Raw genomic sequence first — 24,020 nt, forward strand, 5'->3', positions numbered from 1 at the left:
TCTATACTTAAGGACGGAATATTTTCGGAAAATATAACGTAAACAATATTAGATACCGGTTTTTTTTAGAAAAAATCCCCAAACAGCGGCCAGCTTAGGAATCTCCCCTAACTGCGTATAAAAGGGAAGATGGTCCCCGTGAGTGATCAATCTGGACTTTAAGAAGATGGAATCCATGTAGGATCTCCTACCTAAAACCTCATACAAGGCCTCGGATTCGGCAGGAGAGATCACTGGATCATCAAAACCATGTAATAACGCGGTAGGAGCCTTCCATTCTTCCAAGAAATTGCAAGGAGAATTGTCTTTGATAAAGTCCTTGGGAAGGATCTTAAGAATAGAACCCGCTAAACTTTCCCGAAAAGAGGCATCCGAACGAACATTGGACACGAATTCCTTCTCCTGATCCCCTAGTTTCGGAAAAAGTCCAGGAGCCTTTTCTTCCGACCCGGTGCGATGGAGCCCGTTGTCTAACGCTGATTGATAATAGAATTCTTCTAAATTCTTTAGCTCAGGGCGGATCTTGGAAATATAATTATAAAGAAGAACATGTACCGCATACGGATCCTGTTCGTAGTTGGATAGGATGAAAGGAAGAGTTTGGCTGAAATCAGAATAAGTTCCCACAAGAAGGACCGAATCCAGAAGCTCCTGCTGTTTCTTTCCGGCTAAGGCTACCATTCCCATCCCCGCAGAAAAACTAGCGGAAAGAAAGGAAATTGGTCTCTTCTCCTTTTTTGCAAAATGATCGAAGAGTGCCCTTATATTCGAGACAGTCTCGGATACGATCCTAAGCTCTTTTACTTCGGGAAGTTCCGGTAGGAACACCTGCAATCCGCTATTCTTCAGATGTGTGGCAAGGGTCAGTATCCTTGGATCGTCTATCCCTCTGGCACTCATCCCGTGTTGCAGGTAGACTGAGGGAGAATTGGGAGAAGCAGAAAAGATCTTTGTGCGAAACGTTGGAAAGCCGGGAATCGAAATCTCTTGTTCGGAGATCTCAGAGGGCGGAGAAGAGATCATCTCCGCATATTTTAAGAGAAAAGGAAATCCTTGTACTACGTAGCCTAACATCAGGAGCGCAAACGAGTTTCTTTCTTCCCCTTCTTTTTTCCAGTTCTTTTCGTTAATATTTTTGCATCAGAAGAATGAGATAGATACGTCCCAAATATTCTTTCGCATCCTGATCCTTTAAGAAATAGATAAGAATATATTGTCTATGATGTTCCAAATCGATCGGAATTAACTTATTGTTCAAATTCTCCGGAGGAAGGATGTCCATTTTGAATCTTCCCAATTTCATTTCGGAGATCAATTCCGCACAGATCTGGTTTGCAAATTCAAGCATGATAGATGCTGCATGGCTTCGAATGGTCGGATCTATATGAAAAGAACGGGCAATCTTAGGAAGAAGTTTAAGCTTAGTATAACCATCCATAGCAAGGAAAAGTTGCCCGGTCGCCTCCCCGTGGAAAGAAACGGAGGTGCAATTCTCATAGCAAAGCCCTTCGTTCTTGGAAGGACCGAACGCTTCTCTCACCGCCTGGACTCCCAGATTCTTCTCTAAGAATTCCGGAAAGATCTGAGAGATAGTGAGAATGAATTTCTCATCGAGTAACGGGTCTATGTTTAAAGACATACTAAACGATTTGGTCCTTCTTCTTTAGAAGAATGTAATGCTTTTTTGGCGCGGGACTCCCATTCTGAGTCTCCTTTTCGAATACGAACACCTGCTCCCACATTCAATCGGACACGATCCGGTCCTAAGAATTCCATAAGGCCAGAAAGAGACTCTTGGAATCTCATCCAATCACCTGGAGAAAGAATTCCAGCTGCCCGATTCTTACGGATCCTAGATAAGGGAGAACGACCTTCCATTCTACTATTCCACCAGCGTCCGAAACTTTTAAGATCGGAGAGAAGATTCACTTCCGCTTCGAATTCCAATAATACCAGGATTTTAGGATCTTCGCCTTCCGATTTTTCCTCTTCCAAGTTTTGGGAGAAGAAGGAGTAAGTTCCCCATCCTGTCTCTTCGTCCTGGGATTCTCCTGCGAGTATCAATTGCTCGACGAGTTTATCGAGCCTAAGTCCCATCTCCGCATCTCCTAAAGAAGTAGAAGAGGGAGAAATCATTCTTACTTCTCCTAAAGGAGAAGATTCCCATTCTAATTTCCAAAGAACAGTTCCAGGCACAATCTCGGAGCCTTCTCTTGTTTCAGAAGGAAAAACTAAAATAGTCCCTGTCTTACTGGCAACGATCTCCAATCTGGACTTGGTATTATAAAGAAGAACTTCCCAATTCTCACCACTCGAAGAAGGAAGAGAATCCAAGAAAGTTTTGATCGCTTCGTATGTTTTTCCGCCGATCGGAAAATAGAATCTATGGCAGAGAAATTCTTGGGACTCAGCTTCTTCTATATATATTTTCTTTTCTTCGTTTGCTCTTGTTAAATGAAAAGAAGAAGATTCTAAGCCGACGAATTCTTCTTTGTTCTGGAACTGGTTTTGCTCAGCTAAATCGGATCCGGTTGCAACTTCTTGTTCGCCAACGAAGGAAGAAGTTCCTTCTTCTTCCGATACATTCTCTTCTTTCTTATCGATCTGAGAGTGAACTACGTATCCGAAAAGAGACAGAAGTGTGAAAGAGATTCCGCCTAAGGCGAGAACTTCGCCGTCCATCCAGACTGAAAAGGAAGCGGAGGCTAAGGGAAAATCGCCGATAGATGGAAAAAAAGCGGTGAAAAATTGCATTTTAGAGGACTCCGTTCCGTTACTATATGTAACGGGCTTTTAACCACTTAGCTCAAACGATTTTTCTATGAAACTCTACTCCGAACTGGCAGAATACTACTTCGATATAGAAAAGAACACGAGAAAATTCGAATTGGAAACCCAATTCATAGATCGCTTGTTCCGTAAACACAGAGTTCGCAATATTCTAGATATGGGTTGTGGAACGGGAGAACATGTGACCCATTTCCAAGGTCTTGGATATAAATCTAGAGGCGTAGATTCTTCTTCCAGAATGATAGAAGTCGCTCAGAAGAGATACTCTCATTGTAAGTTCGAAGTCGGCGCGATGCAGAATTATAAGTCCAAGGAAAAATGGGACGCAATCATCAGTCTATTCGGTTCCTTTAATTATTTATTATCCAACGAAGAAGTAGAATCGGCTCTAAAGAACCTGGAGCAAAATCTAAAGCCTGCGGGCATCGCAGTCCTAGAAGTTTGGAATGCGGAACCTCTACGCAAGATCAAGAGAAAAGCAATCGGCCCGGTCTCTCAGATCAAGACAAAGGCGGCAACCATTCAGAGAAATAGAGGATTTCGTCTAGTCAGAGCCGACCAATCCACAGTAGTCGAAGTGAATTATATTTATAATATGAATTCCAAAGAGATCAAGGACAAGCACTTGATGAGAGCCTATTTTCTTACGGAATTCCAAAGAATGCTCGCAAAGCATAGGATGGAGATCCTACACGTTTACTCCAATTACAGCGAGATCAAATTCAAAAGCAACGCAGGAAGAATGATCCTCGTTCTAAAAAAGAAAAGCTCCTGATTTCTTTCGATTTCTGAAAATTTCTTCCCAGGTTCCAAACTAGAATGCAGAATTGCCATCCGGAGGAAGCAGATGGCAGAGAAGTACGACGTGACCGTAATTGGCGGAGGACCCGGAGGATATGTGGCCGCGATCCGAGCCTCTCAACTCGGATTGAACGTTTGTCTAGTTGAAAAAGAAAAACTAGGCGGAGTCTGCTTAAACTGGGGTTGCATTCCAACCAAAGCTCTTCTTGAATCCGCGCACCTCTTAGAATCCATTCGAAAATCCGAAAGCTTCGGTCTGAAAGTCTCAGGAGTAAATCCTGATTTTCCTGGGATCGTCAAACGATCTAGAGGAGTCGCCGACACCATGTCCAACGGAGTAGACTTCTTAATGAAGAAGAATAAAATCTCCGTAAAGAAAGGAAGCGCAGTCTTCAAAGATAAGAATACAATCTGGCTTCCTGACACTTCTAAAGAAGAAATCCAATCCGAATATTTCATCATCGCTACCGGAGCAAGACCTAGAGAAATGCCGGGCCTACCCTTTGACGGCGACAAAGTTCTTTCAAGCAAACATGCGATGATCCAAGAGGCTCCTCCCAAAACTCTCGCAATCATAGGAGCAGGAGCGATCGGAGTTGAGTTCGCAGACTTCTATTCTAGCATGGGAACAGAAGTAACCATTATAGAAATGCAAGACAGAATCCTTCCATTAGAAGATCCTGAAATATCCAATCTACTCAATCGTTCCTTTATAAAGAGAGGCATACAGATCCTGACAAGCGTGGGAGTCTCCGAACCGAAATCCGAATCGGATGGAGTCTCTCTTCTTCTCAAAGGAGCGGGAATAGCGGCAGAGGGAGAAAAAAAGAAATTCTCCAAAGTGCTCGTCGCAATCGGTGTTTCACCGAATACAGAAGACATGCATTTAGAAGAGATTGGCGTATTCCTTCAAAAGGGATTCGTTAAGGTAGATTCCAAATTCAAAAGCAAAGTTGAAAATATCTATGCGATCGGAGATTGTGTAGGAGCTCCCCTACTCGCGCATGTCGCCTCTTCTGAAGGGATCAAAGCGGCAGAAGCAATCTCTATCCTAAAAGGAAATCCTCATTCCCTCGTATACGAACCCTTGGATTACCAAAAGATCCCTGCTTGCACGTACTGCCATCCCGAAGTAGCTTCCGTAGGCTTGAAAGAAGAAGAAGCCAAGAAAGCAGGCATAGACGTTTCTATCGGCAAGTTCCCCTTTAGAGCGAATGGCAGAGCCCAAGCATTGGGCGAAGTCGAAGGAATGGTAAAGTTAGTCGCCGATCGTAAGACCGGAGAGATCTTAGGAGCTCACCTAATCGGACCGAATGTAACAGAGATATTAGGAGAGATCAATCTGGGAATGGGATCTGAACTTACTCTAAAAGAAATTGCAGGAAGGATCCACGCTCACCCTACTCTTGCGGAATCCGTGATGGAAGCCGCAGCACAGGCATTAGGCGAAGCAATCAATATCTAATTAGATTCTTTCGGAAGAGACTTCGTCCAAGGTTCCGGAGAATAGGATGTCCATCTTATTCACTTTGAATTCCTTAGGAAGCTTAGAGTCGATGCTAAGAAGGGAATGATCCAGATCATGGAACTTTCCAGTCTTTTCATCAAAGAAATGATAATGATCTTCTATATTGCTATCGAAGACGGATTTTCCCAGGCAAGAAAACTTGAATTCTCGGAGAAGTCCCGCAGACACTAAGACGTTCAGTGTATTGTATACTGTAGCCAAACTCATCTTCAAGGAGCGGCCATCCACCCATTCCTTGACCTCTTCTGCAGTGGGATGATCCGCTTCGCAGAGAACGTACTGGCAAATGGAAATCCTTTGCATAGTGGGCTGGATAGAGACCGATTTCAGACGATTCTCTATCTCGTCAGGAGTTAAACAAGAATGCTTTTGGTTACCTAAAACAGCCATGGTGGTATTATGCGCTTTATGCCTCTAATTATCTGACGGTCCGGATCCCTCGAATATAAAGCAAAAACTCTAGTGGAGGCGATTTCCTAATGAGATCGTAGATGAGGGAAGGATTTCTGCAATCTAAAAAAAACGGGTTTAAAAATCCCCGAAAACTAGGGTTTTTCCTTTGAAACCTATTCAAAGGTCTATAACCTGACGAAAAATCTTCGCTAAAGACCGAGAATGATGAGAAACAAATTTTTTACTACATTACTCCTTCTCTCCATGGTCCTTTCTGTTTCCGTTTGGGCGGAATCCGGGACCTCTCCCTCTGCAAATTCCCTAGCCCAGGCAGAAAGTGATTCTAGCCATGGAAAAGAGCACTCCGGATCCGGAGAGGCTTCTCATGGAGTCCAAGGAGATGATCTTCCAGTTTGGTCGGTAATCCCCTTTGTTCTGATCCTGCTTAGTATCGCACTTCTTCCATTGGTTTCTCATACCACTGCAGAATGGTGGGAGAGCAATAATAACAAGCTTCTACTTGCACTTGCTCTGGGAGGTGTTTCTTTCGGGATCCTAATGGCCCATAACTGGTGGGGAAAGATCTTCCATACAATGGTATTCGATTATATTCCGTTTATCATACTGTTAGCCGCGCTATTCTATATCTCCGGAGGGATCGTACTGAAAGGTGATATCGAAGCGACTCCAGTCAATAATACGATCTTTTTGATCATCGGAACATTTCTAGCATCTTTCATCGGAACTACAGGAGCTTCTATGCTTCTCATCCGTCCTCTTTTAAAGACCAACTCGGAAAGAAAACATGTGGTCCACACTGTGATCTTCTTTATATTCCTGGTTTCTAATATAGGCGGTTCCTTAACTCCTCTCGGAGATCCTCCTCTTTTCTTAGGATATCTGCAAGGGGTTCCTTTCACTTGGACATTCAGCCTTCTACCAGAAATGTTGATCGCTTCCGGATTGCTGTTAGTGATCTATTTTATCTGGGACACAGTCATGCACGGAAAGGAAACCAAAAAGGATATTCGCTACGACCATACCCATAGACAACCTATCGGTCTGGAAGGACAAGTGAATCTGATCTGGTTGCTCGGAGTCATTCTGTCGGTAGCCTTCCTAAACCAAAATTATATCCCGGCGATCAAAGAATATCCATTCCTAAGCTTTATTCGAGAAGCAGTTCTGATCGGGCTCATCGCTCTTTCTAAGTTCACTTCCGACGTAAAACTGAGAGAGAAAAACAAATTCACTCTTCATCCAATCCAAGAGGTTGCGTATCTATTCATCGGTATATTCCTTACTATGATCCCTGCATTGCTTCTTCTGGAGCATCACGGAAAAGAATTGGGAATTACTCAAAAATGGCAGTTCTTCTGGGTGACTGGAGGATTCTCCGGAGTATTGGACAATGCTCCGACTTATTTGACCTTCCTTTCTTTAGCGAAAGGTCTATTAGGATTTTCTGATGTAACTCAGATCTTAGCGGATCCGTTCGGAGAGCAATTGCTAAAGGCAATCTCTTGTGGAGCGGTTTTTATGGGAGCATTGACTTATATCGGAAACGCTCCTAACTTCATGGTGAAATCAGTTGCAGAAGAGAATAAGATCAAGATGCCTAGCTTCGGAGGATACGTCGTGTATTCCTTCGCTCTATTGCTCCCTACCTTCCTTCTTCTTACTGCGATCTTCTTTTTATAAGAAATTGCGTTCAACCTCGCTTCTTTTTCGAAGCGAGGTTATTTCTCCTCAACCGGAATAAATACCACAGAATGCAGAATACGGGTCCCTGGAGTTCCGTCTTCCGTTAGTCTTTGCGTATATAAAACTTCTGCTTTTGTGTCCTTTGCAGGCTTATACATTACGATCTGATTTACCCAATCGTAAACGGAAATAGAATAATCGATCACACTCAATGCGATCTGCAATGGTAGTATCCGAGCCCGAGTCAGTGGCTTCATCTCGGTTTCCTTAGGAACAGCCAACCATTTGTAAATCCTTGCGGACCTTCCTATATTCTTAATATTCTCCCATTCCAAACTCTTGTCCGGAAGATTCGCCTCTACCTGCTTAAAATTCACTCTCACAGGTATCTTCTTCTCTTTGGATTCCTTAATGGCAGTAGACAATTGCAGATCGAAGGTGTCCTCGTCCAAATATTCGATCTCATTACAGGAAGAAAATACGGTCTCGCAAATATCTCCGTATCTCTTATGCACGAAAAGTATCATGTAAATACTTCCGTTGGTCGGATTGTATAAAACTTTTGCGTTATAGTCTCCGGTACGTTTAAAGTAAATACCTCTATAAATTCTTTTGAATACAGACCAACCTACAAAGCCCACATCTTTTAGAACGGGAGGCTCCGGAAGGATCAGGGAGCGGACTGCAATATGCAGTTTTTCAATAGCGACCTTTCCCCCTCTTTTAGAAATTTCTAATAGAAAGTCTCGAAGATCGTCTAGATCTTCATCAGAAAGTTTTAATGATTTGCCGGAAATATCTACAAGGACCTTGCCGGCCCCTTCTTCTAAGAGTTTCTTTAACTCTGACTTGCCTCCCTTGGCGTTCAATTCATCCAAGGAATAGCGAATGCAATCTTCTTCGTGGCAGGAGATCTGTTCTTCGTATCGATCCACTCCGAAATATCCGGAGACGGGAACCTTAGTTTCCGCTGCCAAACCGAAATGGATCGAGAAAAATAGTAATAGAAAAGATACTGGAAAAAGCTTAGGAGGCCTCGTCCGTATATTCCATAACGAGATACATAAGGGTCTCAGTATCCGTTGGATTGATGTATTCGTGGGGAACATCCGCTCTGAAATAAACAGAATCCTTTGCATCCAGTTCTACCACCTTGTCCCCAACTCTGAGGCGCAATTTTCCTTGGACCACTACCAGGTTCTCAGTCGTTCCCGCCTTATGAGGCTCTGCAACTTCAATACCACCCGGCTTCAGGATCAATTCATAGAATTCCACCCGTCTGCCTCCGATAAAAGGAAAGAGAGCTCGGCTGGAATATACCTTAGAACTGGAATATAGTACCTTAGTATTCTCTGCTTTAAGAAGAAAAACACCTTCTGTTCCTTTTTCCTTTAGCAGTTCGCTAAAAGGAACATTCAAACCGGTCGCGATTTTCCAGAGAACTGCAATTGTAGGAACACTCTTACCTTGTTCGATCTGAGAAAGCATGGCACGACTTACTCCGCAACGGGAAGCCAGCTTGTCCAAAGAAAGTCCTTTAGTATGGCGAATTAATTTTAGGTTTTCTTTAACGACTTCTGTTATATGTTCGCTGGAGATGAGTTCTTTCCCGTCCAGCTCTTCGGCATCTGCCTGTTTCATACCTGATTCATCCAATATAACGGAAGAAGTGTCAATCCAATTTCAAGAATTTCAGAACTTGGAGAAGAGTTGTGCGCCCTTTTCCTCCGGGCAAAATGATGAGCTCTAAGACTCGCTGGGAGATCCCTAAGTCCCCGATCCAGAAACATTATGAGAAGGGGTTCCTACTCGTAGTAGAAAAGCCGCCCGGAATTCCTTCTCACGCAACCTTCGATCCGAACCGGCCCAATCTGGAAGATCTTCTTCGCAAACAGGAGAAGAACCCGAGCCTCCGCCTTGTCCATAGATTGGATTTGGATACGAGCGGACTTCTACTCGCATGCATAGATCCGACTCAAAACAAGGAAGCAGATAAGATCCTATCCGAATCGGAGAAGACCTATATTTGTATTACGAGAGGAGTTCCTTCTCAAAAAGAATTTAGAGTGGAATGCTTCTTAAAAGATGGAAAAGGAAGAGTGAGCTCGGTTCGTTCCGGAGGAAAAAAAGCAATCACAGATTTTAAGATCCTTTCTTCTAATCCTGAAAAAGGAATTTCTATTCTTGCTGCCAAGCTACTTACGGGAAGAAGGCACCAAATCCGATTCCATCTCTCTATGGTAGGAACTCCTATCCTAGGAGATGAAACATACGGAGAATCATTCCGAGAGAAGAAGAAACATTTAGTTCCAGAGCCAAACCGTTTCCTACTGCACTCTTATCTTCTCCAATTCAAAAACGAATTCCAAGAAGAGATCCGAATCGTATCCAAGCTACCTTCCGATTTCGAGTCGTACTTACACTTTTTTTCTGGCCTGAGATTTCCAGAATGAGTATTCTGGTCCCCGCTTCTAGGAGAAAAAAGAATGAGCGAATCCATTGCATTGATCGTAGGCGGTTCCGGAGCGGCGGGACAAAGTGCTATAGAAGCCTTTCACGAATTCAGCAAAGAAACAGGAAAAACCTATAAGATCATAGCCACTACTTCCGGAGAAGGAGAAGTGACCGGCGCCGACGAAACCATCCATTCTATAACGTTAGAAGAATCGAATTCAGCAATTGAGAATATTCAAAAAGCATTAAGTGGAAAAGGAAATGTAGATATCCTGATCTATACTCCCGCGAGAGGAAATCTAGGCTATCCTGTTTCGGAAACTCCCGACGAAGACATTATTGCAACTGCTAAATTTTGTCTGGATCCTATGGTGGAATTGGAAAAGGCACTCTCTCCTAAGATCACAATAGGATACTCCGCGTATTATTATCTTCCTCACTTACTTACGTTTTACGGATCTCTTGCCTTCATCAAAAAGAAAATGGAAGAATGGGCGCTTCAAAAACCAGATTCACGTAAGATTATCCGTGCAGGCACATTTTTTAGCCAAAGCGTTCGAGGGATCACACTGATCCTACAGAGACTTGCAAAATCTTCTCCTCATCCTGACTTACAAAATCTTATACAAGAGCAAAAAGCTTCCGGAAAGAAATTCGGAGATTTCTTTATAGATTATATACAAGATAGAGAAAACTCGAGTTTCAAAAAGAATTTTCCGAACGTGCCTTATAGGATCACTGAGCCGAGAGATCTAAAGAATGCACTTATCAAGATCCTAAAAGGAGAAAAGTCACCAATCGTTTCTCTCGTAGGAGACTGGGTTTGGACGGAAGATAAGTTACCCGAAATGCCGGACTATTTGAAGGCGAGATAAGAGTTCCCACAGAAAAAAGTTCGATGAATTTTCGGGTTGAGGAAATGAGGTTTTTGTGATATAGAGTCCCGGAGCTTCTCCCACGGGGGACCCACCTCCACCACCCGATGAGGGTGGGGGCCGTCCTCATCCTACTAAAGAGGAATCTCTATCGTTTCCCAACTATCTACCGGCTGGATGAGAGTTCCCTGGGGCGGGATCTTATTCTTTCCTCGATCGAAAAAGATCCCCTTCCGACTAACGTTCTGCAATAAAGGATAATCATTTTCCGTATCTCCAAAGGCGAGATCGTAACTCTTGTTTCCACTCGCTAAACGGAAAAAATTCACCTTTCCCATTCCATAGGTAAACGGTTCTTCCAGATCAGAACTGAGAATTCCGTTCTTTTCGATAAGCCTCATACCCAGAACATTTTGCCTGGAGATTCCCCAGAGTTCGGAGACTTCTTGGATCACTTCTTTGGGAGAAGCGGTTGCGATCCATAGCTCCGACTTTAAACCTTGGAGTTCTTTGATAAATTCGAAAAGAGGCTTATAAGGGCGCACAACTTCTTTTAGGAGTTCCTTCTGGTGTGCCTGCCAAACTGTTCTCGCGGTTTCTCTCAATTCTTCGGAAGATCTGCCGGAAAAGATCCAGGTGGACCAGCGATACGCCGCTTCTAATCCTTGTGCCTCTATCTTTGCCTCATAATATTTCCAAACCTCGTCCATAAAGGAAGAAGGCTTCGTCTTTCGAAGCAGATCCATCTTCTCCGCAATGGGAGGTTCCGGAAAAAAGGGAGAAATGTCTCTGATCCAAGGCAATCCTTTCAGAAGAAGGTCACAAAACACTGCTTCTCCGAAATCGCCTCGGACTAACGTATTATCAAAATCGAATACAGCGACTAAGGGTTTCCCCTCACCCAAGATCTCTTCTAAGAAAGAATAGATCTCTGGTTTCCAATCGGAAGATTGCAACAAGGGGTTATTGTTGGATGGTCTCTTTCGCAATCGCGACTTGAGCTTCTTTGTCTGCGAGGAAAGGAGGAAGATAATGCTCCGGATTCAGAACCACGTTTTGGTATCTGACTTCGAAGTGAACATGAGGCCCAGTCGTATGTCCTGTGTTTCCGGAAAGAGCAAGAACCTGTCCTTTCTTGATCTTATCTCCTTGCTTCACAAAAAGGAGTGAATTGTGGGCATATAAGGTTTGGATCCCGTTGATCTGAGGATGCTGAACCACTACTCTGAGTCCATAGCCTCCGTCTCTCTTGGAATCAACCACAACTCCGTCAGCCGCAGCGATTACGATGGAACCATTCGGGCAGGCAATATCCACTCCTGCATGCAATGCGTTCCATCTTCTTCCCAAGCGAGAAGTTACTCTGGAATATTTAAAGCTCAAAGGCCAGATCAACTCTCTGGAATCGGAGTTAAAGATCTCGCGACCCTTGTCTTCTAAGAGAAGATTTCTTGTATAATTGCTATTATAAGGGAAGAATACAGGCTCTGAATTTTGGATTTTGCTTCCGTCATAAATCCCATTGAGAAGACGAACCTCTCTTTCAGAAGTTCCGAACTTATGATATAGATCTTCGAGGGATTCTTTTACTTTTCCTGGTACGATCCAGATGCCTTCTCTGGATTGATAGGTTTGGATAAACTGGTTATCTACCTTTACTTCTTCTAAATATGTATTTGCGAAGGACTTCCAAGAAATGAAGATAAGAGCAGATGCGCCCACTATGGATAGAATCGTTGTCTTTTTCATTTGGTTCTTTCCTTTTTGCGCCGCCAAAAAATCTCTTAAAACAAAACTACTGTTTTTAAGATCGGCAGTTAATTTCCGAAAGTTCAACCTATCCTCCCTGTCCACAATCTTGGGACAAGGATTTTTCACCACCTAAATCTAAGAGAATTTGCGAAAATAAACGAATCATGACGAAAAACAACAAAATCAAATAAATATCTATCTATTATGATAAATTATGCTATTTTTCTTTTAATTTTAGAAATTTTTGGGCTCGAGAGGCTCGACTAAAGGGAAAAAATTGCCTGTTTCCGAAAAGTTTTCAGAAAATCTGAGTAGAAAACGTCGGCAGTCCTTGGCAATTTTCGAAGATCTTGGACATAAGCTGAATCCCTCAAGGGCCCTATTTTCAGTCGAAAACCACCCTTTTCGAGGAGAATTCCCCCGAAGTCGTAACACCCTTACCCGAGGATCCGATCTTTCAACTCAGGAGTCGGCATTCTACAGGCCTCTTGCCTTCCGAACCAACGATATCGGTTCTTGGCGACCAGATCATAGATCTTATTACGGATCCATCCAGGAACGAGATACCCAAGCCCGAAAATCCTCCAGATCCCTCCGAGGGAAGAGGCAATTTTGAGGACTGCATTGGACTTGCTGTATATCCTTGCGCCATCCCAGAACAGGATGCTGTCGATTCCGCGGGTTTCTTCTTCCAAATGATGTTCTAAAATTAGATTTCTTGCAAATTCGGATTGGAGACTCGCGTATTTCAATCTTCTCTTCGTGTCCAGATCCAGAAGAAGATTCACTGTTCCGTTACACAGATTGCAAACACCATCAAAGAGTAGAATGGAAACCCTTGCTTCTTCCAAGATCATTTTCCTTTCCTTCTTTAGACAGGTTCCGCTCGAGAGAAAAAACCAAAATCAACCGACTGAAAACAAGATCATCTTCTTGGATGAATTCTCTTTTTTCTTAGGAGGAGTCGACTCCGAAGAAGGGTTTATTGGAATCCGTTTAAAAGGAAGGAGAGCGGACTTCAATTTTTCATACCAAGCTCCCTTTTTCCGTAAGAAGACTGCAGGTGATCCTAAAGGAGAATCTACTTCTACCCAGTCGCCGCCTTTATATGTGACCCCGCTCCAAATATGTTCCCACTCTCCTTCGGGAAGATATCCTTCTACGGAATCTTCTCCTTTTTCCAACACAGGAACTACGAGTAAGTCCTCTCCGAGCAAGAACTGATTCTGCAGATCTTTAGTTTTGGCATCGTTCGGATAGGACAACATGAGTGGACGAAGGATGGGTAAGCCTGTTTCGCTCGCTTCCTTATTTAGAAATTTCAAATATTCTTTTAATGCAAAATGCATTTTCCCATAGCGAGCAAATTCACGAACGGTTTTAGAATCGGAATATGGCTGATGATTCTGGGCAGGACGATTTCCCTCATGAGTCCTAAATACGGGAGAGAATACATTCAATTCGGACCAACGTAGGAACAATTCCTTAGAGCGGAAATAGTCCTTTATCGGGCTAGGGATCGTGGTGTAGCCTCCTATATCGCTGTGATTTAAAGTAAGACCTGAAAGTCCTCCGCTCAATATGCCCACTAAAGAAGAGATGATTCCATCATGTCTTCCCCAACTTACCATTTGGTCTCCTGCCCAAAACAAGGTGGAATATCGATTGGAATTGCTGAATCCAGCTCTCGTAAAGAATACGATCTCTCCTTCTTTACGAGCCTCTTGGATTGCCTCTCGATTCAATCTGGCCCATTCTACCGGATATACATTGTGATAGAGTTCTGCGGATTCTTTTGAGAAAAGTACTGCATCCGTAGGCAACCATTCTCCAAAATCGGCCATCCATCCGCTGAGACCATTACCGATCAGATTCTCCTTGATCACTGTCTTGATCCAAACTCTTGTCTTAGGATTACTTAAATCTAATAGTCCTGCCGGAAATCCTGCGGTCTGAACTATATAATCTTTTCCTTCTTTATTCTTTACTAAATAATTCTTTTGGACAGCTTCTTCGAAGAGAGGCCCCTCTGTTGCAAGCATTGGATTGATATATCCCAACGCTCGGATCCCTTGCCCATTTAGGTCCTTTACAAATTTCTTCCATTCAGGATATCGAGTCTCATCGGGGAACCACTTCCACCATAATTGAGAACCGAAGGATGTCTTTCTCTGTCCAACCCAATCCTGGATCCAAAGCGCAGTGATCGGATTTCCTGCCTTCTTTGCCTCTTCGATCCTTTGGAGAACGATCTCTTTTCCGCCTTGGATTCCAAGCCAAGTCCCATACGCCCAATCCGGAAGCTCCGGGAATCTTCCCGTTTTCTGAGTGTATAATTTCAGGATTTCCTTAGGATCCTCTGCCTTCCAAGAATTTACTGTAAATCCTCTTTCTCGGATCTCTACTCTGATCTCAGAATCTTCTTCAAAATCGAAAACGGAGTACGCACTATGTTCGAAATGGAATCCTCTGTTTTTAGAAGTAAGAAAAAATGGAATGGGAGTGTAGGTGCTGTATTCATTTCCACCGGCACCTTCCAATAATTCGGCTCCCCAGGTAATCGGTTGGTCTCCCCTGCCCACTCCTTGTTCTTCAGAGAATAGAAAGGGTTTCTTTCCTTTCAAATTGAGATGGGAGAATTGTTCCCCAAGGCCGTAGATTGCCTCTTCCTTATCAGATCTAAAGCGGATATAGCTTCGATTCAACTCGGGATTTGAAATCTCTACTGTCCATTGTATATTAGAATTTTCTTTCGTAGTGAAACGAATGGAGTAATTGGTCTCACAACCTTCCCCACTTAATCTCCCTTGTATGACTAAGGATCTGGATTCGACTATAATGTTTTCAAGAATCTGCTCATTGCAAGAATAGAGAAGCTTATCTTTGATCTTGAAGGTTGCCTTACGATACCCTACGATCTGCTCTCCTTTCGCGGAGGAAAGAAAGGGAGAAGTCAGATCAAACTCGAGTATTTTGCCCTTCGATGTAATGAACGATAGTTCAGAAGGGACCAGAATCGCTTTGATTCCATTTCCCAGATCGAATTCCTTGGGAATTAGGGAAACAGGTGCGATTTTTTGAAATCTAAACTGGCAGGAATGAAAGAAGGAAAAGAAAATTAGAAAGGCGATAAGAGATCTCATACAATTTCCTAAGAAAGATTGTATGAGATCCTTTCAGAAAGGGTTTTGGCGTCTTCTCGTTTTTAACCCTTTCTGTCCACTCCTCCGACTCTCGGAGCTGTGGCACCGGCACCTGTTTGACCGTAAATGCTAACTGCTTGCTTTGGAAGATTGGATTTTCTCCACTCGAACCAGGAACCGACATAGACATTTACATCGTTATATCCAACTTCTTTGAGCATAAGCGCTAAGAGAGAAGAACGAGCGCCATTATAATCGTAAATGACAGTGGTTCTTTCAGGCATGAAAGGAAAGCCTCTTAACTTCTTGTTAAAGAAAGTCTTATCTACGAGCTCTCCATTCGCGTCATACAGCATTCTCCAATCCCAAAGGAAAGCGCCAGGCAATCTTCCGCAAAGACTCCCAGGCTCAGGAGCAGTAAGACGAGGTAGTTTGCCATCGTATTCTTCGGGAGTACGAGTATCAAAGATCTGAAGACGAGTTAGATTCTTTTCCAAGAAGGCCTTGTCGATGATCCCTTCTAACTTTCTGATCTTAGGAGAAGGACCTATATCTAGTTCCTTGCTTCCCTTTTCTTTCGAATTCTCGACTGGCCAACGTTGGCCTAAGATAAATGTATTCTGAAATCCGGCGGCTCTTAAAAGAAGAGTTAGCCTAGCGGCAAACATCCCCATTCCTTCGTCAAAGACTATGATCCTGGACTTATTTTCCTTCTTAGCGAGAGAAAGTATCTCTTCGATCGGTCCTAATAATTTCTTAAATGAATCCGGATCGGAGGCAAACGCCTTCTTTACAAATGGAAAATAGTAGGCACCCTTTATAGTGGATTCCTGATATTGTGTTTGTGAACGACAATCAACATATAAGTCCTGTTGTTCGTTCAGGTCTGTTTTAAGAAAACTCCAGTGAGACAAGATAAGCTACCGTTATATATTTTTACTCTTAGTTTTAACCATATTCCAGACTACCGTTTCAGAGTTTAACTTTTTTTTCGTGTTCCCGCGAATTCGAGACATAATGAGAAAGATTCCACATAAATTCGCCTTCTATTTCAGGATCTGTAAAATCCAGTTTTTGGAAAACCGATACTAATATAGAATGTTTTCCCCGATCCTAAAATATTTCGGACCGAGTATCCTTGTGCATCGTTTTTCTCTAGCTCTTTGGCTGATTGCTGCGGTTTCTTTGATTTCTTTTCCTCTTTTGCATCCTGAAGCAGAGGAGAAGGAAACTGTTTCTCAAGATTCTTCTTTTGGGGATCTGAATGATCCCGATTTCGTTAGCGGTTGGAAAAAATATTCCCAAGAAAAGGATGCAAGGCCTTTAAAACAATGGTTCCAAACCTATCCGAAGGTGCTGACCGGAGATTGCAAATTCAGATCCTTGCCCGATCTGGAGGGTCCTCAGTATTTTTCTTTGGATTGCGCCGACAAAAAACTCCCAGGTTTCTTTTTTGCGGGGAAGGATAAGATACTCTATCCAGACAAGATCACTTCTTTTCATGTAAAGGGTCCCGTGAAGATGGGCAATATGGTGTACTGGCAATTGGGTTTTTCTTCCGACACTCTTCGTCTTGCTACCGGTAAATTTTCTTCCGTTAGTGCGAACGACAAGAAATCCAAGATCAATGATAAAGCCTCTACTGAAAATTTCGGCCTGCAATATTTCTTAAGCATAGCAAGACATCCTGCGTCTCGCCCAGCACCGGTAGGTAAGGAAATCTTTTTCGATTCTTCTTGCCCCTTATTGTATTTAGGTAAGGATGCTGACTTTTATTGGGATAAGGTATTGTATTTCTCCTTCCAAGCCAGTTGCATTCCAAGTTCTCCTTATTCTTGGATCCGTATCAAGGCAGACGCCGCTGGAAATGTGCAAGTGGATAATAAGCCTTTCGAAAGTCTAGAGCAAGGTGCGAGATTTTTGGCTAAATTAAAATTACAGTCCATCGAAAAGGATAAGATCATTTGGTCGGACGCGGAGTTATTCCATGAGTAAATTGAAACTTCTTCGTCTTTCTTTTCTGATTTCAATATTGATATTAGGATCTAGTTCTTTGTTTTCTCAAAACACTCCGACTCCGGATCTTAAGAATCTATTAGGAAGTGTGGTCATCGTTCGAAGCGATATCTATCCCGATCCAACGGATCCTTTAGAATTCGGAGACCAAGATCTTTCTAGAGATGTAGGCTCCGGTTTCATCATTGCAGGAAATAAGATACTCACGAATGCGCACGTGATCTCTGAATCCAAATATCTGAAAGTAAAACATTTCAATAGCAGCAAATACTATAATGCGAAAGTGGAATTTCTGGGTTTCGATTGTGACCTAGCTTTGATATCGGTAGAAGATGATGAGTTTTTTGCAGGAGTAGAGCCCCTGGAGATAGCGGATGATTCTCCTTCTCTCGGAAGTAACCTGCTTATGTTAGGTTATCCGGAAGGAGGAGAAAATCTCACTCTCGAAAACGGTCTTGTCAATAGAATAGAACGTCTCAGGTATTCTTTCACCGGATTAGATTATCGTAAAGTGATCCGAGTGGGTGCGAACATCCTTCCAGGTTATTCTGGCGGGCCTGCTTTGCAAAACGGCAAGGTGGCCGGGATTATTTTCGAGGTGAGCCAAGTACAAGGAAGTACCGCTTATCTGATCCCTCCCGAGGTAGTGCAACATTTCCTAAAAGATATCCAAGATGGAAAGTACGACGGTTTTCCTTTCGTAGGATTCACCTTTCAAAACGGAACATCAGAAGCGATCAAACAGTACCTCAAGATCCCTGACGGTTTGCAAGGAATTCTAGTGAATAAGGTTTATCCGAATTCTTCTTTCTCCGACGTCTTGCAAACAGATGACTTTCTCTACAAGATTGATGATGCGTACTTGAATAACGAAGGTGGGCTTCTGGAATTTACGGGAAGAACCGTAGTGGATCTGATTGAGCCCGGATTCGTCGGCCAAAAACTGACTCTATATTTCTATAGAAACGGAAAGAATTTTAAAACCCAGGCAGAACTCAAACGCACAGACTCTCTCGAGCTCTATCGGGATAGACAGGTACGGAATTTCTTGGGGGCCGGCCTACTCTTTCAACCGGTAAATCGAGCCTTATTCGGCAAGGAAAGCCAAAGAGTAGAGACCTCTCTTAGATATCATTATAGTTATTTTATTCAGGATGATCTCTTCAAGTTCACAGAAAGAGATTTAATTCTGACTACGATCTTTCCGGATCCACTCAATTCAAAATACATGAATTATCGTTTTAAAATATTAGAATCCATTAATGGAAAGACTCCCCAAAATATTGAGGAGTTCAAGGACTTCTGGAAAAGATATTCAGGCGGCACTATCGTTTTGAAGTTTAGAGGAGTAGGCCTCCCTTTAATTTTGGATACCAAGACGATCCGGACCATAGATGCGAGAGTACGAAAACGTTTCGACGTTAAGTCAGACGAATACCAGGAGGCATCCAAATGAATCGACTCCTTCTTCTCATTTTATTCCCTTTCCTTCTTCTTTCCGGCCTTGAAGCAAAAGGAGAGCCTGAGTTTGGCGTTCTTGTCCATTTCAGAAAGTATTCTCATCACAATCCTTTTCAAAAAGGAGTTCCTTTTCAAAGAAAGGTTCCGGCGATCCGAGTGGACGATAGAACTGCGATCGCACTCTTAAAACCGGGTGAAGTTCCTCTCTTTGCCGAGATTCATCCTGATGATTCTGCAGGAAGAAAGGCCTATTTCCAAAAAGTGGATTTGGATACAGGACTAGGGATCCTTCTTCTTCCAGAAGATACAAGTAGGACAAAAAGGATCTTTCCTTTGGCATTCTTAGAGGAGAAGCCTCGCTCTAATTCTGCATGCTCTTCTTTTTTTCCGAATTTAGAATGGGCTAGTTTAGAATCTTCTAAATCGATTCTTCCTCTTTCTAAGCTTGCAAGAAAAGAAAATAACGATGGAGCGAGAAGCTTTCTGTATGCAGGCAAGAAAGTTTGCGGTTTCACAGACGGTTCTTGGAACGGAGACTCTGATCTTCTCAAAAGATTTTCTCTAAGTAGATTCTCTTCGTATTCCCCCTTCCCGCATCCTGGCTTTTCTGCAGAGGCTTCTCTCACTCCTGCAGAAGAAGATTATTATTTTCCGAAAGGAAGTATCGGTGCCGTGGTTTCCGAAGTTTTACCGGGCATAGGACCCATGCACAATCTGTTTCCGGGAGATTCCATTATTTCAGTGAACGGGACTCCTGTGGCATCCAAACACAAACAGGTTTTGTATGATCTACTTCTGACTAGAAACGGAAATTATATAAACTCAGGAGATCATGTTGAACTAACTCTCTACAGAGACGGAGCAAGAAGAAATATCCGTTATCCTCTCAGACCTTATAACGAAGATTCTTTTCTGATCCCGGATAGCTCCGATAAAATGGCTCCCAAATATCTGATCTCGGGAGGTCTATTGTTCACTGAACTTACTCGTGCGTATTTGAAAGAATACGGTGAAAAATATAAATCCTCTAGCGATCGCAAGCTTGTATATTTAACAGAAAGTTTTTCTCGTAAAATGCATCCGGAAAAGAATCGGATCGTTCTACTTTCCAGGACCTTCCCCGATGAAAAAAACAAAGCATACCAAGAATTCCAAGATCTGATCTTAGAATCAGTGAATGATAAGACTGTGGACTCCGTGGAAGGCTTAAAAGCTGCCATTTTAGAGAATAAGGAGAATTTTTTAGTCTTCCGATTCTCAGGAAATAAATTGGCAGTCTTTGACAAATCGGAACTCAAGACTCTGGACGAGAAGATTAAGTCCTCTTATTCTCTGGATTCGTTAGACAATATTCGCTGACAAAATCCTTGACTGGATTTCCTTTTGAGGTTTTCCTTATGTTTCCATTAAATGTTTCTGAACTGCTTCGCAAGGCGAAAGTTCTGAATTAGGAATTTGTTATGAAAATCCTATTCGTCGATGACGAAGAAGTCATACGCGATCTATTCCAGGAAATTTTCGGAAGCGAGTACCAATTAGTTCTCGCAGGAACTGCCGAACAAGGTTTAAGTCTGGCAGAATCCGAAACATTCGACCTGATCATCACCGATATCCGCCTTCCCAGGATGAACGGTATAGAATTCATCACTAAATTGAGAGAGAAAGGAGTAGAAACTCCTTTTATAGTCATTACAGGAAATCAGGATATCCAGATCTCCATCAACGCATTACGCCTGGGTGCGATCGATTTCTTCTTGAAGCCGTTCAGAATGGAGGCGATCCGTTACTCTCTCTTACGCTTTAAGAATTTATTTTATTCCGGCAAGGACCTGGTGGATAAGAGATTCTTCCAGGTCAAAGAATCGAAGCAGAAATTCGCTCTTCTTCCTAGGCTCGGTAATTTAAATCAATATGTTCATTTGATCCTAAAATCCTTAGCTCATCTTCCAAGCTTGCATAACGAGGATCTTCTTTCCTTGAAAGTTGCCCTGTACGAATTGATCGGAAATGCGATCGAACACGGTTGTGCGAGAATTACCTATCATCAAAAGCAAGAGCTAATGTTCCAAGAAAATGATTACTTCTCTTATGTGGATAAGATCTGCGAACAAAAAGAAGAATGGATCAAGGTAGAAGTGGATTATGATGATACAATGGTCACTGTGGTCTTAGAAGACGGGGGAGAAGGTTTCGATCCTTCGAGAGTTCCAGATCCTGTTCAGGATCCGAATGCGAGTCAACTTTCAGGAAGAGGAATTTTCCTCGTGAGAATGAATGTAGACTCTCTTTCTTATAACGAAAAGGGAAACCAAGTCAGCTTCACTAAAAAATTGCAGGCACTAAAAGAACAGCCGGCCTAAAATCGAATCCCTGCGGAAGCATACCATCTGAAATATTCTCTCGTAGGGATCGGCCTTCGAATCTCATCCAAGATTACCGACTCGTCCATTCCGGGACGGACCCAAGCATACGCTGCTCCTGCGACCAGATACCCCGACTCGGATTTCCAACCGCTTGCGGCAATAATCTCTAGTCCTCTTCCTATATAAGAAATTCCTAAACCAGTTCCGAGTGTGGTGGACCAACCCTTTCCCCATTCTTTAGAGACTCCGGTTTGGTAGTATTGCAGGCCTGAGTTCTCATAGATCGGCTTTCTAGGAGAATCCACTCCCGAGAATACTGCATCTTGCTTCGCATTCCAATCTCTTAATAGAAGAATAGAAAAAGGCGCAAGGTATCCTCTCGGATCTCCTTTTATTCCCGCATATCCGTTCGAGTTTTGGTCCGTATGAAATGTAGGGTCCTTGGTGGCGTATAACGCTCTTAAGAAAATAGAGTAACTTTCTTCCTTCCAAGTTGCTCCCAAAGTAGCAAGCCAAGCGTTCGTATTCTGTCTTGAATTTTGGGAATTAAACGGACCGTTTCCGTTCTCTCTTCTTCCTTCTACTTGGATGGCCGAGCCTTCTAATTTCGTTTTCAAAAATGTCTCTGATTCCCATTCCAATCCGGAATATCTAAAAAATCCGTAGGGACGAAACGGCTCTTCTCTCCTAAACAAGTCCGCTCTCTGTGCCTCTTGCCTCGGCTCCGAATATTGATAATGAAAGGCTCTCAAATGACTGAGGATTTTTTTAGGTTCCCAGACGATATCTCCACCTTGGATCCTTAAAGGAGCTTCCGTTCTGTCTCGATTGGAATAAGCGATAGAAGATTGGAACTCCGCTCCGATGAATGCGCCTCTTATATTCCAAGGCATGTATTCCCAACCTATCTCTCCGTAATTAGCAAGGTTAGCGAATAGAAATCCGTTCTTGTCCAAACGCTGGAATCCCCTTCCCCCTTCTGCACGAAAACGAAACTCTGAAATAGTAATTCGAGAAGAAACCAATGCTTCTCCGTCACTCAACCGATACGTATTCAGTCGAGTATCGTCCTTCTCCGCGTAGGTAACGATAGGCGACACCAGAACTAATGTTTCCGTACGATCTGTTTTTCCCTGCCAACCGAACTCCGGACTGAACGTCGCTCTTCCATACCATTTTCTGGCTGCGTCTTCCTTCACTCCACCTTTCTGGGAATAGCTCCTTCCCCAAACATAGAGAGATGTATAGAATCCGGATTGAGAGGAAAAACTCTTGGAGTCGGCCGTGGTATTTGCGGCTCTTCCGTTCGACTTAACGTTAATGATCCCGTCGCCCAATAAGGAGGAGTCATCCATCCTGTATTTAGGATAGGAATCTGCGCTTAATTCAGAAACAGTTCCGAGAATACATAAGAATATTATGAATTTTAAATTTAGATCAGGCTTCACTTTTGAGAAGGTCTATAGTACGCCAAGAAATACCCACTCAGCAAGAGCCAAGAAGGGATTTGCCCTAAGAAGAATGCACCTGCGGCACCCATAGTCCCATATTCAGGAATCAGCAAATTATCCAATACCAATCCGAATACTAATCTCACCAATGCAAGCATGGCAAGAAGTCTGGGCTGTCCCAGGGCAAAAAGAGCCATGCCCAAAGGAGAGAAGATCAACTGAAATAGATAATTCGGATAGAGCAATTGAAAGACAGGAACAGATTCAGGGTACTTTCCGGAAAAGAGCGCGGAGAAAAACCAATCTCCCAAGAAAACCCAAGGCGCAAGAGCAAGTGCGAAACCGCAGGCCATTAGCATAGACTTGGCCAAGTATCCGGTGAATTCCTTATTTTCAGTAAGCCTAGATAATTTCGGATAAATGATCGAATTCAATACGGAGAATAAGATCACAAACCCGCTGAATGGTTGCAAGGCAACTCCGTAAGCGGCAACGGATTCGTTGGAATGATATTTATTCAAAAAGAATAATTCCATTCTGTCGGATACGATTGCAAACAAGGAGGCAAGAAACGCATACCGATTGAAAGAGGCTAAGTCCTTGGTTTGCTGTTGGATCTCAGCTCGATCCCCGGACCAATTCAATTTTTCGCGAGGGAATAAGAAAAAGAACAGTACGATCGTGAATGCAGGTGCAATCGAAAAGACCGCCAAGATATCCAAGTGATTCAGAGCACGAGCGCTAAACTGATCCGCAAAGTATAGGATCAAAAGCCGAATCAAGTTCGGAAGAGGATACCAAATGGAAAGAGATTGGTATTGTCCGAAGGAAACAAAGATACTTTCAAAGTAAGAATTGAAAGAAAGAACAAAGCTCCCGAATACTAAAAGAAAGGCGGCTAACGCATTCTCTCTCAAGAAAAATGCAGCAACCACTGTTACCACGATCAAAACGAATAGTGCCATCCATTTGATCCAAAGAGAAGAAGCGAGTAGTACTCCTATTCGTCTTTTGTCCTCCGTCATCGGAGAGAGATAACGGACCATCGCAGCAGGAAGTCCGAACTCGGCGATCGCTAATAATACGGGAAGAAAGCCTGAATAATATTGGAAGAATCCGTTCTCATTCTTGCTCAGAATGCGAACGGAATACACCATGAAAACGAAGTTCAGTAGAGAGGCTACTACCTTGGATGAGCCTACCGAAAAGAAGCTGCGGATGAATCCGGACGCCCTTAGTCTTTTGAAGGTTTCCGTAAAGGATTGTAAGGGAGTAGAGAGCCGGACCAT

Annotated in this window: 21 protein-coding genes and 1 pseudogene; 9 read left to right on the forward strand and 13 right to left on the reverse strand. The window is 43.0% G+C overall.

Going from position 1 to position 24,020, the window contains the following annotated elements; all coding sequences use genetic code 11:
- Positions 1 to 48: 48 nt before the first annotated feature.
- Genes EHO59_RS17410 through EHO59_RS17420 form a run of 3 tightly spaced genes read right to left on the reverse strand, consistent with a single transcriptional unit; the run spans position 49 to position 2,754 of the window.
- Positions 49 to 1,074, reverse strand: coding sequence for an alpha/beta hydrolase family protein (locus EHO59_RS17410; RefSeq protein ID WP_135589712.1), 1,026 nt, complete (start codon positions 1,072 to 1,074; stop codon positions 49 to 51).
- Between the two features lie 52 nt (positions 1,075 to 1,126).
- Positions 1,127 to 1,639, reverse strand: coding sequence for a chemotaxis protein CheX (locus EHO59_RS17415; RefSeq protein ID WP_135589713.1), 513 nt, complete (start codon positions 1,637 to 1,639; stop codon positions 1,127 to 1,129).
- Positions 1,630 to 2,754 (reverse strand): hypothetical protein, encoded by a 1,125-nt coding sequence (locus EHO59_RS17420; RefSeq protein ID WP_135589714.1) that lies wholly within the window; start codon positions 2,752 to 2,754, stop codon positions 1,630 to 1,632. The genes EHO59_RS17415 and EHO59_RS17420 overlap by 10 nt, the downstream gene beginning before the upstream one ends.
- Before the next feature lie 67 nt (positions 2,755 to 2,821).
- On the opposite strand from EHO59_RS17420, the gene EHO59_RS17425 reads away from it, so the two are divergent.
- Positions 2,822 to 3,565, forward strand: a complete 744-nt coding sequence (locus EHO59_RS17425; RefSeq protein WP_135589715.1) for a class I SAM-dependent DNA methyltransferase — start codon at positions 2,822 to 2,824, stop codon at positions 3,563 to 3,565.
- A gap of 72 nt (positions 3,566 to 3,637) precedes the next feature.
- A complete protein-coding gene (gene lpdA / locus EHO59_RS17430) occupies positions 3,638 to 5,056 on the forward strand; it encodes a dihydrolipoyl dehydrogenase (protein ID WP_135589716.1) in 1,419 nt (472 codons plus the stop codon).
- Here lpdA and perRB read toward each other — a convergent pair whose 3' ends face one another.
- Positions 5,057 to 5,509, reverse strand: a complete 453-nt coding sequence (gene perRB / locus EHO59_RS17435; RefSeq protein WP_135589717.1) for a peroxide-responsive transcriptional repressor PerRB — start codon at positions 5,507 to 5,509, stop codon at positions 5,057 to 5,059. It lies immediately after the preceding gene.
- Positions 5,510 to 5,737: 228 nt separating this feature from the next.
- Between perRB and EHO59_RS17440 the strand changes: the two genes are divergently transcribed.
- Positions 5,738 to 7,213, forward strand: coding sequence for a sodium:proton antiporter (locus EHO59_RS17440; protein WP_135589867.1), 1,476 nt, complete (start codon positions 5,738 to 5,740; stop codon positions 7,211 to 7,213).
- A 38-nt stretch (positions 7,214 to 7,251) separates the two neighbouring features.
- On the opposite strand, the gene EHO59_RS17445 is transcribed toward EHO59_RS17440, so the two are convergent.
- Both EHO59_RS17445 and EHO59_RS17450 read right to left on the reverse strand, forming a co-directional pair.
- Positions 7,252 to 8,262 carry a hypothetical protein gene (locus EHO59_RS17445; RefSeq protein ID WP_425460252.1) on the reverse strand — a complete coding sequence of 337 codons (1,011 nt, stop codon included), beginning with the start codon at positions 8,260 to 8,262 and terminating at the stop codon, positions 7,252 to 7,254.
- The gene (locus EHO59_RS17450) at positions 8,243 to 8,857 is read right to left on the reverse strand and encodes a helix-turn-helix domain-containing protein (RefSeq protein WP_016544611.1); all 615 of its coding nucleotides are present in this window, start codon (positions 8,855 to 8,857) and stop codon (positions 8,243 to 8,245) included. The genes EHO59_RS17445 and EHO59_RS17450 overlap by 20 nt, the downstream gene beginning before the upstream one ends.
- A 95-nt stretch (positions 8,858 to 8,952) precedes the next feature.
- On the opposite strand from EHO59_RS17450, the gene EHO59_RS17455 reads away from it, so the two are divergent.
- Positions 8,953 to 9,669 (forward strand): RluA family pseudouridine synthase, encoded by a 717-nt coding sequence (locus EHO59_RS17455; protein ID WP_135589869.1) that lies wholly within the window; start codon positions 8,953 to 8,955, stop codon positions 9,667 to 9,669.
- 33 nt (positions 9,670 to 9,702) lie between these two features.
- A complete protein-coding gene (locus tag EHO59_RS17460) occupies positions 9,703 to 10,545 on the forward strand; it encodes an SDR family NAD(P)-dependent oxidoreductase (protein ID WP_135589718.1) in 843 nt (280 codons plus the stop codon).
- Positions 10,546 to 10,679: 134 nt separating this feature from the next.
- Here EHO59_RS17460 and EHO59_RS17465 read toward each other — a convergent pair whose 3' ends face one another.
- The 5 genes and pseudogenes from EHO59_RS17465 to EHO59_RS17485 form a co-directional block, all read right to left on the reverse strand.
- The gene (locus tag EHO59_RS17465) at positions 10,680 to 11,504 is read right to left on the reverse strand and encodes an HAD family hydrolase (protein WP_135589719.1); all 825 of its coding nucleotides are present in this window, start codon (positions 11,502 to 11,504) and stop codon (positions 10,680 to 10,682) included.
- 4 nt (positions 11,505 to 11,508) lie between these two features.
- A complete protein-coding gene (locus EHO59_RS17470; protein WP_210413103.1) occupies positions 11,509 to 12,321 on the reverse strand; it encodes a M23 family metallopeptidase in 813 nt (270 codons plus the stop codon).
- A 413-nt stretch (positions 12,322 to 12,734) separates the two neighbouring features.
- Positions 12,735 to 13,154, reverse strand: coding sequence for a thiol-disulfide oxidoreductase DCC family protein (locus EHO59_RS17475; protein WP_135589721.1), 420 nt, complete (start codon positions 13,152 to 13,154; stop codon positions 12,735 to 12,737).
- A gap of 135 nt (positions 13,155 to 13,289) precedes the next feature.
- Positions 13,290 to 15,440: pseudogene (locus EHO59_RS17480) on the reverse strand (alpha-glucosidase); the annotation flags it as partial.
- Positions 15,441 to 15,502: 62 nt separating this feature from the next.
- On the reverse strand, positions 15,503 to 16,354 hold the full coding sequence (locus tag EHO59_RS17485) for a sulfurtransferase (RefSeq protein WP_135589723.1): 852 nt from the start codon (positions 16,352 to 16,354) through the stop codon (positions 15,503 to 15,505).
- A 184-nt stretch (positions 16,355 to 16,538) separates the two neighbouring features.
- Here EHO59_RS17485 and EHO59_RS17490 point away from each other — a divergent pair, with 184 nt between their 5' ends.
- The 4 genes from EHO59_RS17490 (at position 16,539) to EHO59_RS17505 (ending at position 21,277) form a co-directional block, all read left to right on the forward strand.
- Complete coding sequence (locus EHO59_RS17490) at positions 16,539 to 17,435, forward strand: LIC11113 family protein (protein ID WP_210413097.1); 897 nt, start codon at positions 16,539 to 16,541, stop codon at positions 17,433 to 17,435.
- Complete coding sequence (locus EHO59_RS17495) at positions 17,428 to 18,912, forward strand: S1C family serine protease (protein ID WP_135589725.1); 1,485 nt, start codon at positions 17,428 to 17,430, stop codon at positions 18,910 to 18,912. The genes EHO59_RS17490 and EHO59_RS17495 overlap by 8 nt, the downstream gene beginning before the upstream one ends.
- Positions 18,909 to 20,276, forward strand: a complete 1,368-nt coding sequence (locus EHO59_RS17500; RefSeq protein ID WP_135589726.1) for a PDZ domain-containing protein — start codon at positions 18,909 to 18,911, stop codon at positions 20,274 to 20,276. Before EHO59_RS17495 ends, EHO59_RS17500 begins: the two co-directional genes overlap by 4 nt.
- Before the next feature lie 101 nt (positions 20,277 to 20,377).
- Positions 20,378 to 21,277, forward strand: a complete 900-nt coding sequence (locus tag EHO59_RS17505; protein ID WP_135589727.1) for an ATP-binding response regulator — start codon at positions 20,378 to 20,380, stop codon at positions 21,275 to 21,277.
- Here the strand turns inward: EHO59_RS17505 and EHO59_RS17510 are convergent.
- Together EHO59_RS17510 and EHO59_RS17515 are read right to left on the reverse strand one after the other, a co-directional pair.
- Positions 21,274 to 22,728, reverse strand: a complete 1,455-nt coding sequence (locus EHO59_RS17510; protein ID WP_246053025.1) for a hypothetical protein — start codon at positions 22,726 to 22,728, stop codon at positions 21,274 to 21,276. The genes EHO59_RS17505 and EHO59_RS17510 overlap by 4 nt on opposite strands.
- A complete protein-coding gene (locus tag EHO59_RS17515; protein ID WP_135589728.1) occupies positions 22,725 to 24,020 on the reverse strand; it encodes an oligosaccharide flippase family protein in 1,296 nt (431 codons plus the stop codon). The genes EHO59_RS17510 and EHO59_RS17515 overlap by 4 nt, the downstream gene beginning before the upstream one ends.

Origin of the sequence: Leptospira semungkisensis (assembly GCF_004770055.1) — a bacterium.
GTDB lineage: Bacteria > Spirochaetota > Leptospiria > Leptospirales > Leptospiraceae > Leptospira_B > Leptospira_B semungkisensis.

What these genes read in the sequence shown, in the direction of transcription:
- EHO59_RS17410 (WP_135589712.1), bottom strand. Translation starts at nt 1,074, where the DNA reads ATGTTAGGCTACGTAGTACAAGGATTTCCTTTTCTCTTAAAATATGCG.
- EHO59_RS17415 (WP_135589713.1), bottom strand. Translation starts at nt 1,639, where the DNA reads ATGTCTTTAAACATAGACCCGTTACTCGATGAGAAATTCATTCTCACT.
- EHO59_RS17420 (WP_135589714.1), bottom strand. Translation starts at nt 2,754, where the DNA reads ATGCAATTTTTCACCGCTTTTTTTCCATCTATCGGCGATTTTCCCTTA.
- EHO59_RS17425 (WP_135589715.1), top strand. Translation starts at nt 2,822, where the DNA reads ATGAAACTCTACTCCGAACTGGCAGAATACTACTTCGATATAGAAAAG.
- lpdA (WP_135589716.1), top strand. Translation starts at nt 3,638, where the DNA reads ATGGCAGAGAAGTACGACGTGACCGTAATTGGCGGAGGACCCGGAGGA.
- perRB (WP_135589717.1), bottom strand. Translation starts at nt 5,509, where the DNA reads ATGGCTGTTTTAGGTAACCAAAAGCATTCTTGTTTAACTCCTGACGAG.
- EHO59_RS17440 (WP_135589867.1), top strand. Translation starts at nt 5,738, where the DNA reads ATGAGAAACAAATTTTTTACTACATTACTCCTTCTCTCCATGGTCCTT.
- EHO59_RS17450 (WP_016544611.1), bottom strand. Translation starts at nt 8,857, where the DNA reads ATGAAACAGGCAGATGCCGAAGAGCTGGACGGGAAAGAACTCATCTCC.
- EHO59_RS17455 (WP_135589869.1), top strand. Translation starts at nt 8,953, where the DNA reads ATGATGAGCTCTAAGACTCGCTGGGAGATCCCTAAGTCCCCGATCCAG.
- EHO59_RS17460 (WP_135589718.1), top strand. Translation starts at nt 9,703, where the DNA reads ATGAGCGAATCCATTGCATTGATCGTAGGCGGTTCCGGAGCGGCGGGA.
- EHO59_RS17475 (WP_135589721.1), bottom strand. Translation starts at nt 13,154, where the DNA reads ATGATCTTGGAAGAAGCAAGGGTTTCCATTCTACTCTTTGATGGTGTT.
- EHO59_RS17490 (WP_210413097.1), top strand. Translation starts at nt 16,539, where the DNA reads ATGTTTTCCCCGATCCTAAAATATTTCGGACCGAGTATCCTTGTGCAT.
- EHO59_RS17495 (WP_135589725.1), top strand. Translation starts at nt 17,428, where the DNA reads ATGAGTAAATTGAAACTTCTTCGTCTTTCTTTTCTGATTTCAATATTG.
- EHO59_RS17500 (WP_135589726.1), top strand. Translation starts at nt 18,909, where the DNA reads ATGAATCGACTCCTTCTTCTCATTTTATTCCCTTTCCTTCTTCTTTCC.
- EHO59_RS17505 (WP_135589727.1), top strand. Translation starts at nt 20,378, where the DNA reads ATGAAAATCCTATTCGTCGATGACGAAGAAGTCATACGCGATCTATTC.
- EHO59_RS17515 (WP_135589728.1), bottom strand. Translation starts at nt 24,020, where the DNA reads ATGGTCCGGCTCTCTACTCCCTTACAATCCTTTACGGAAACCTTCAAA.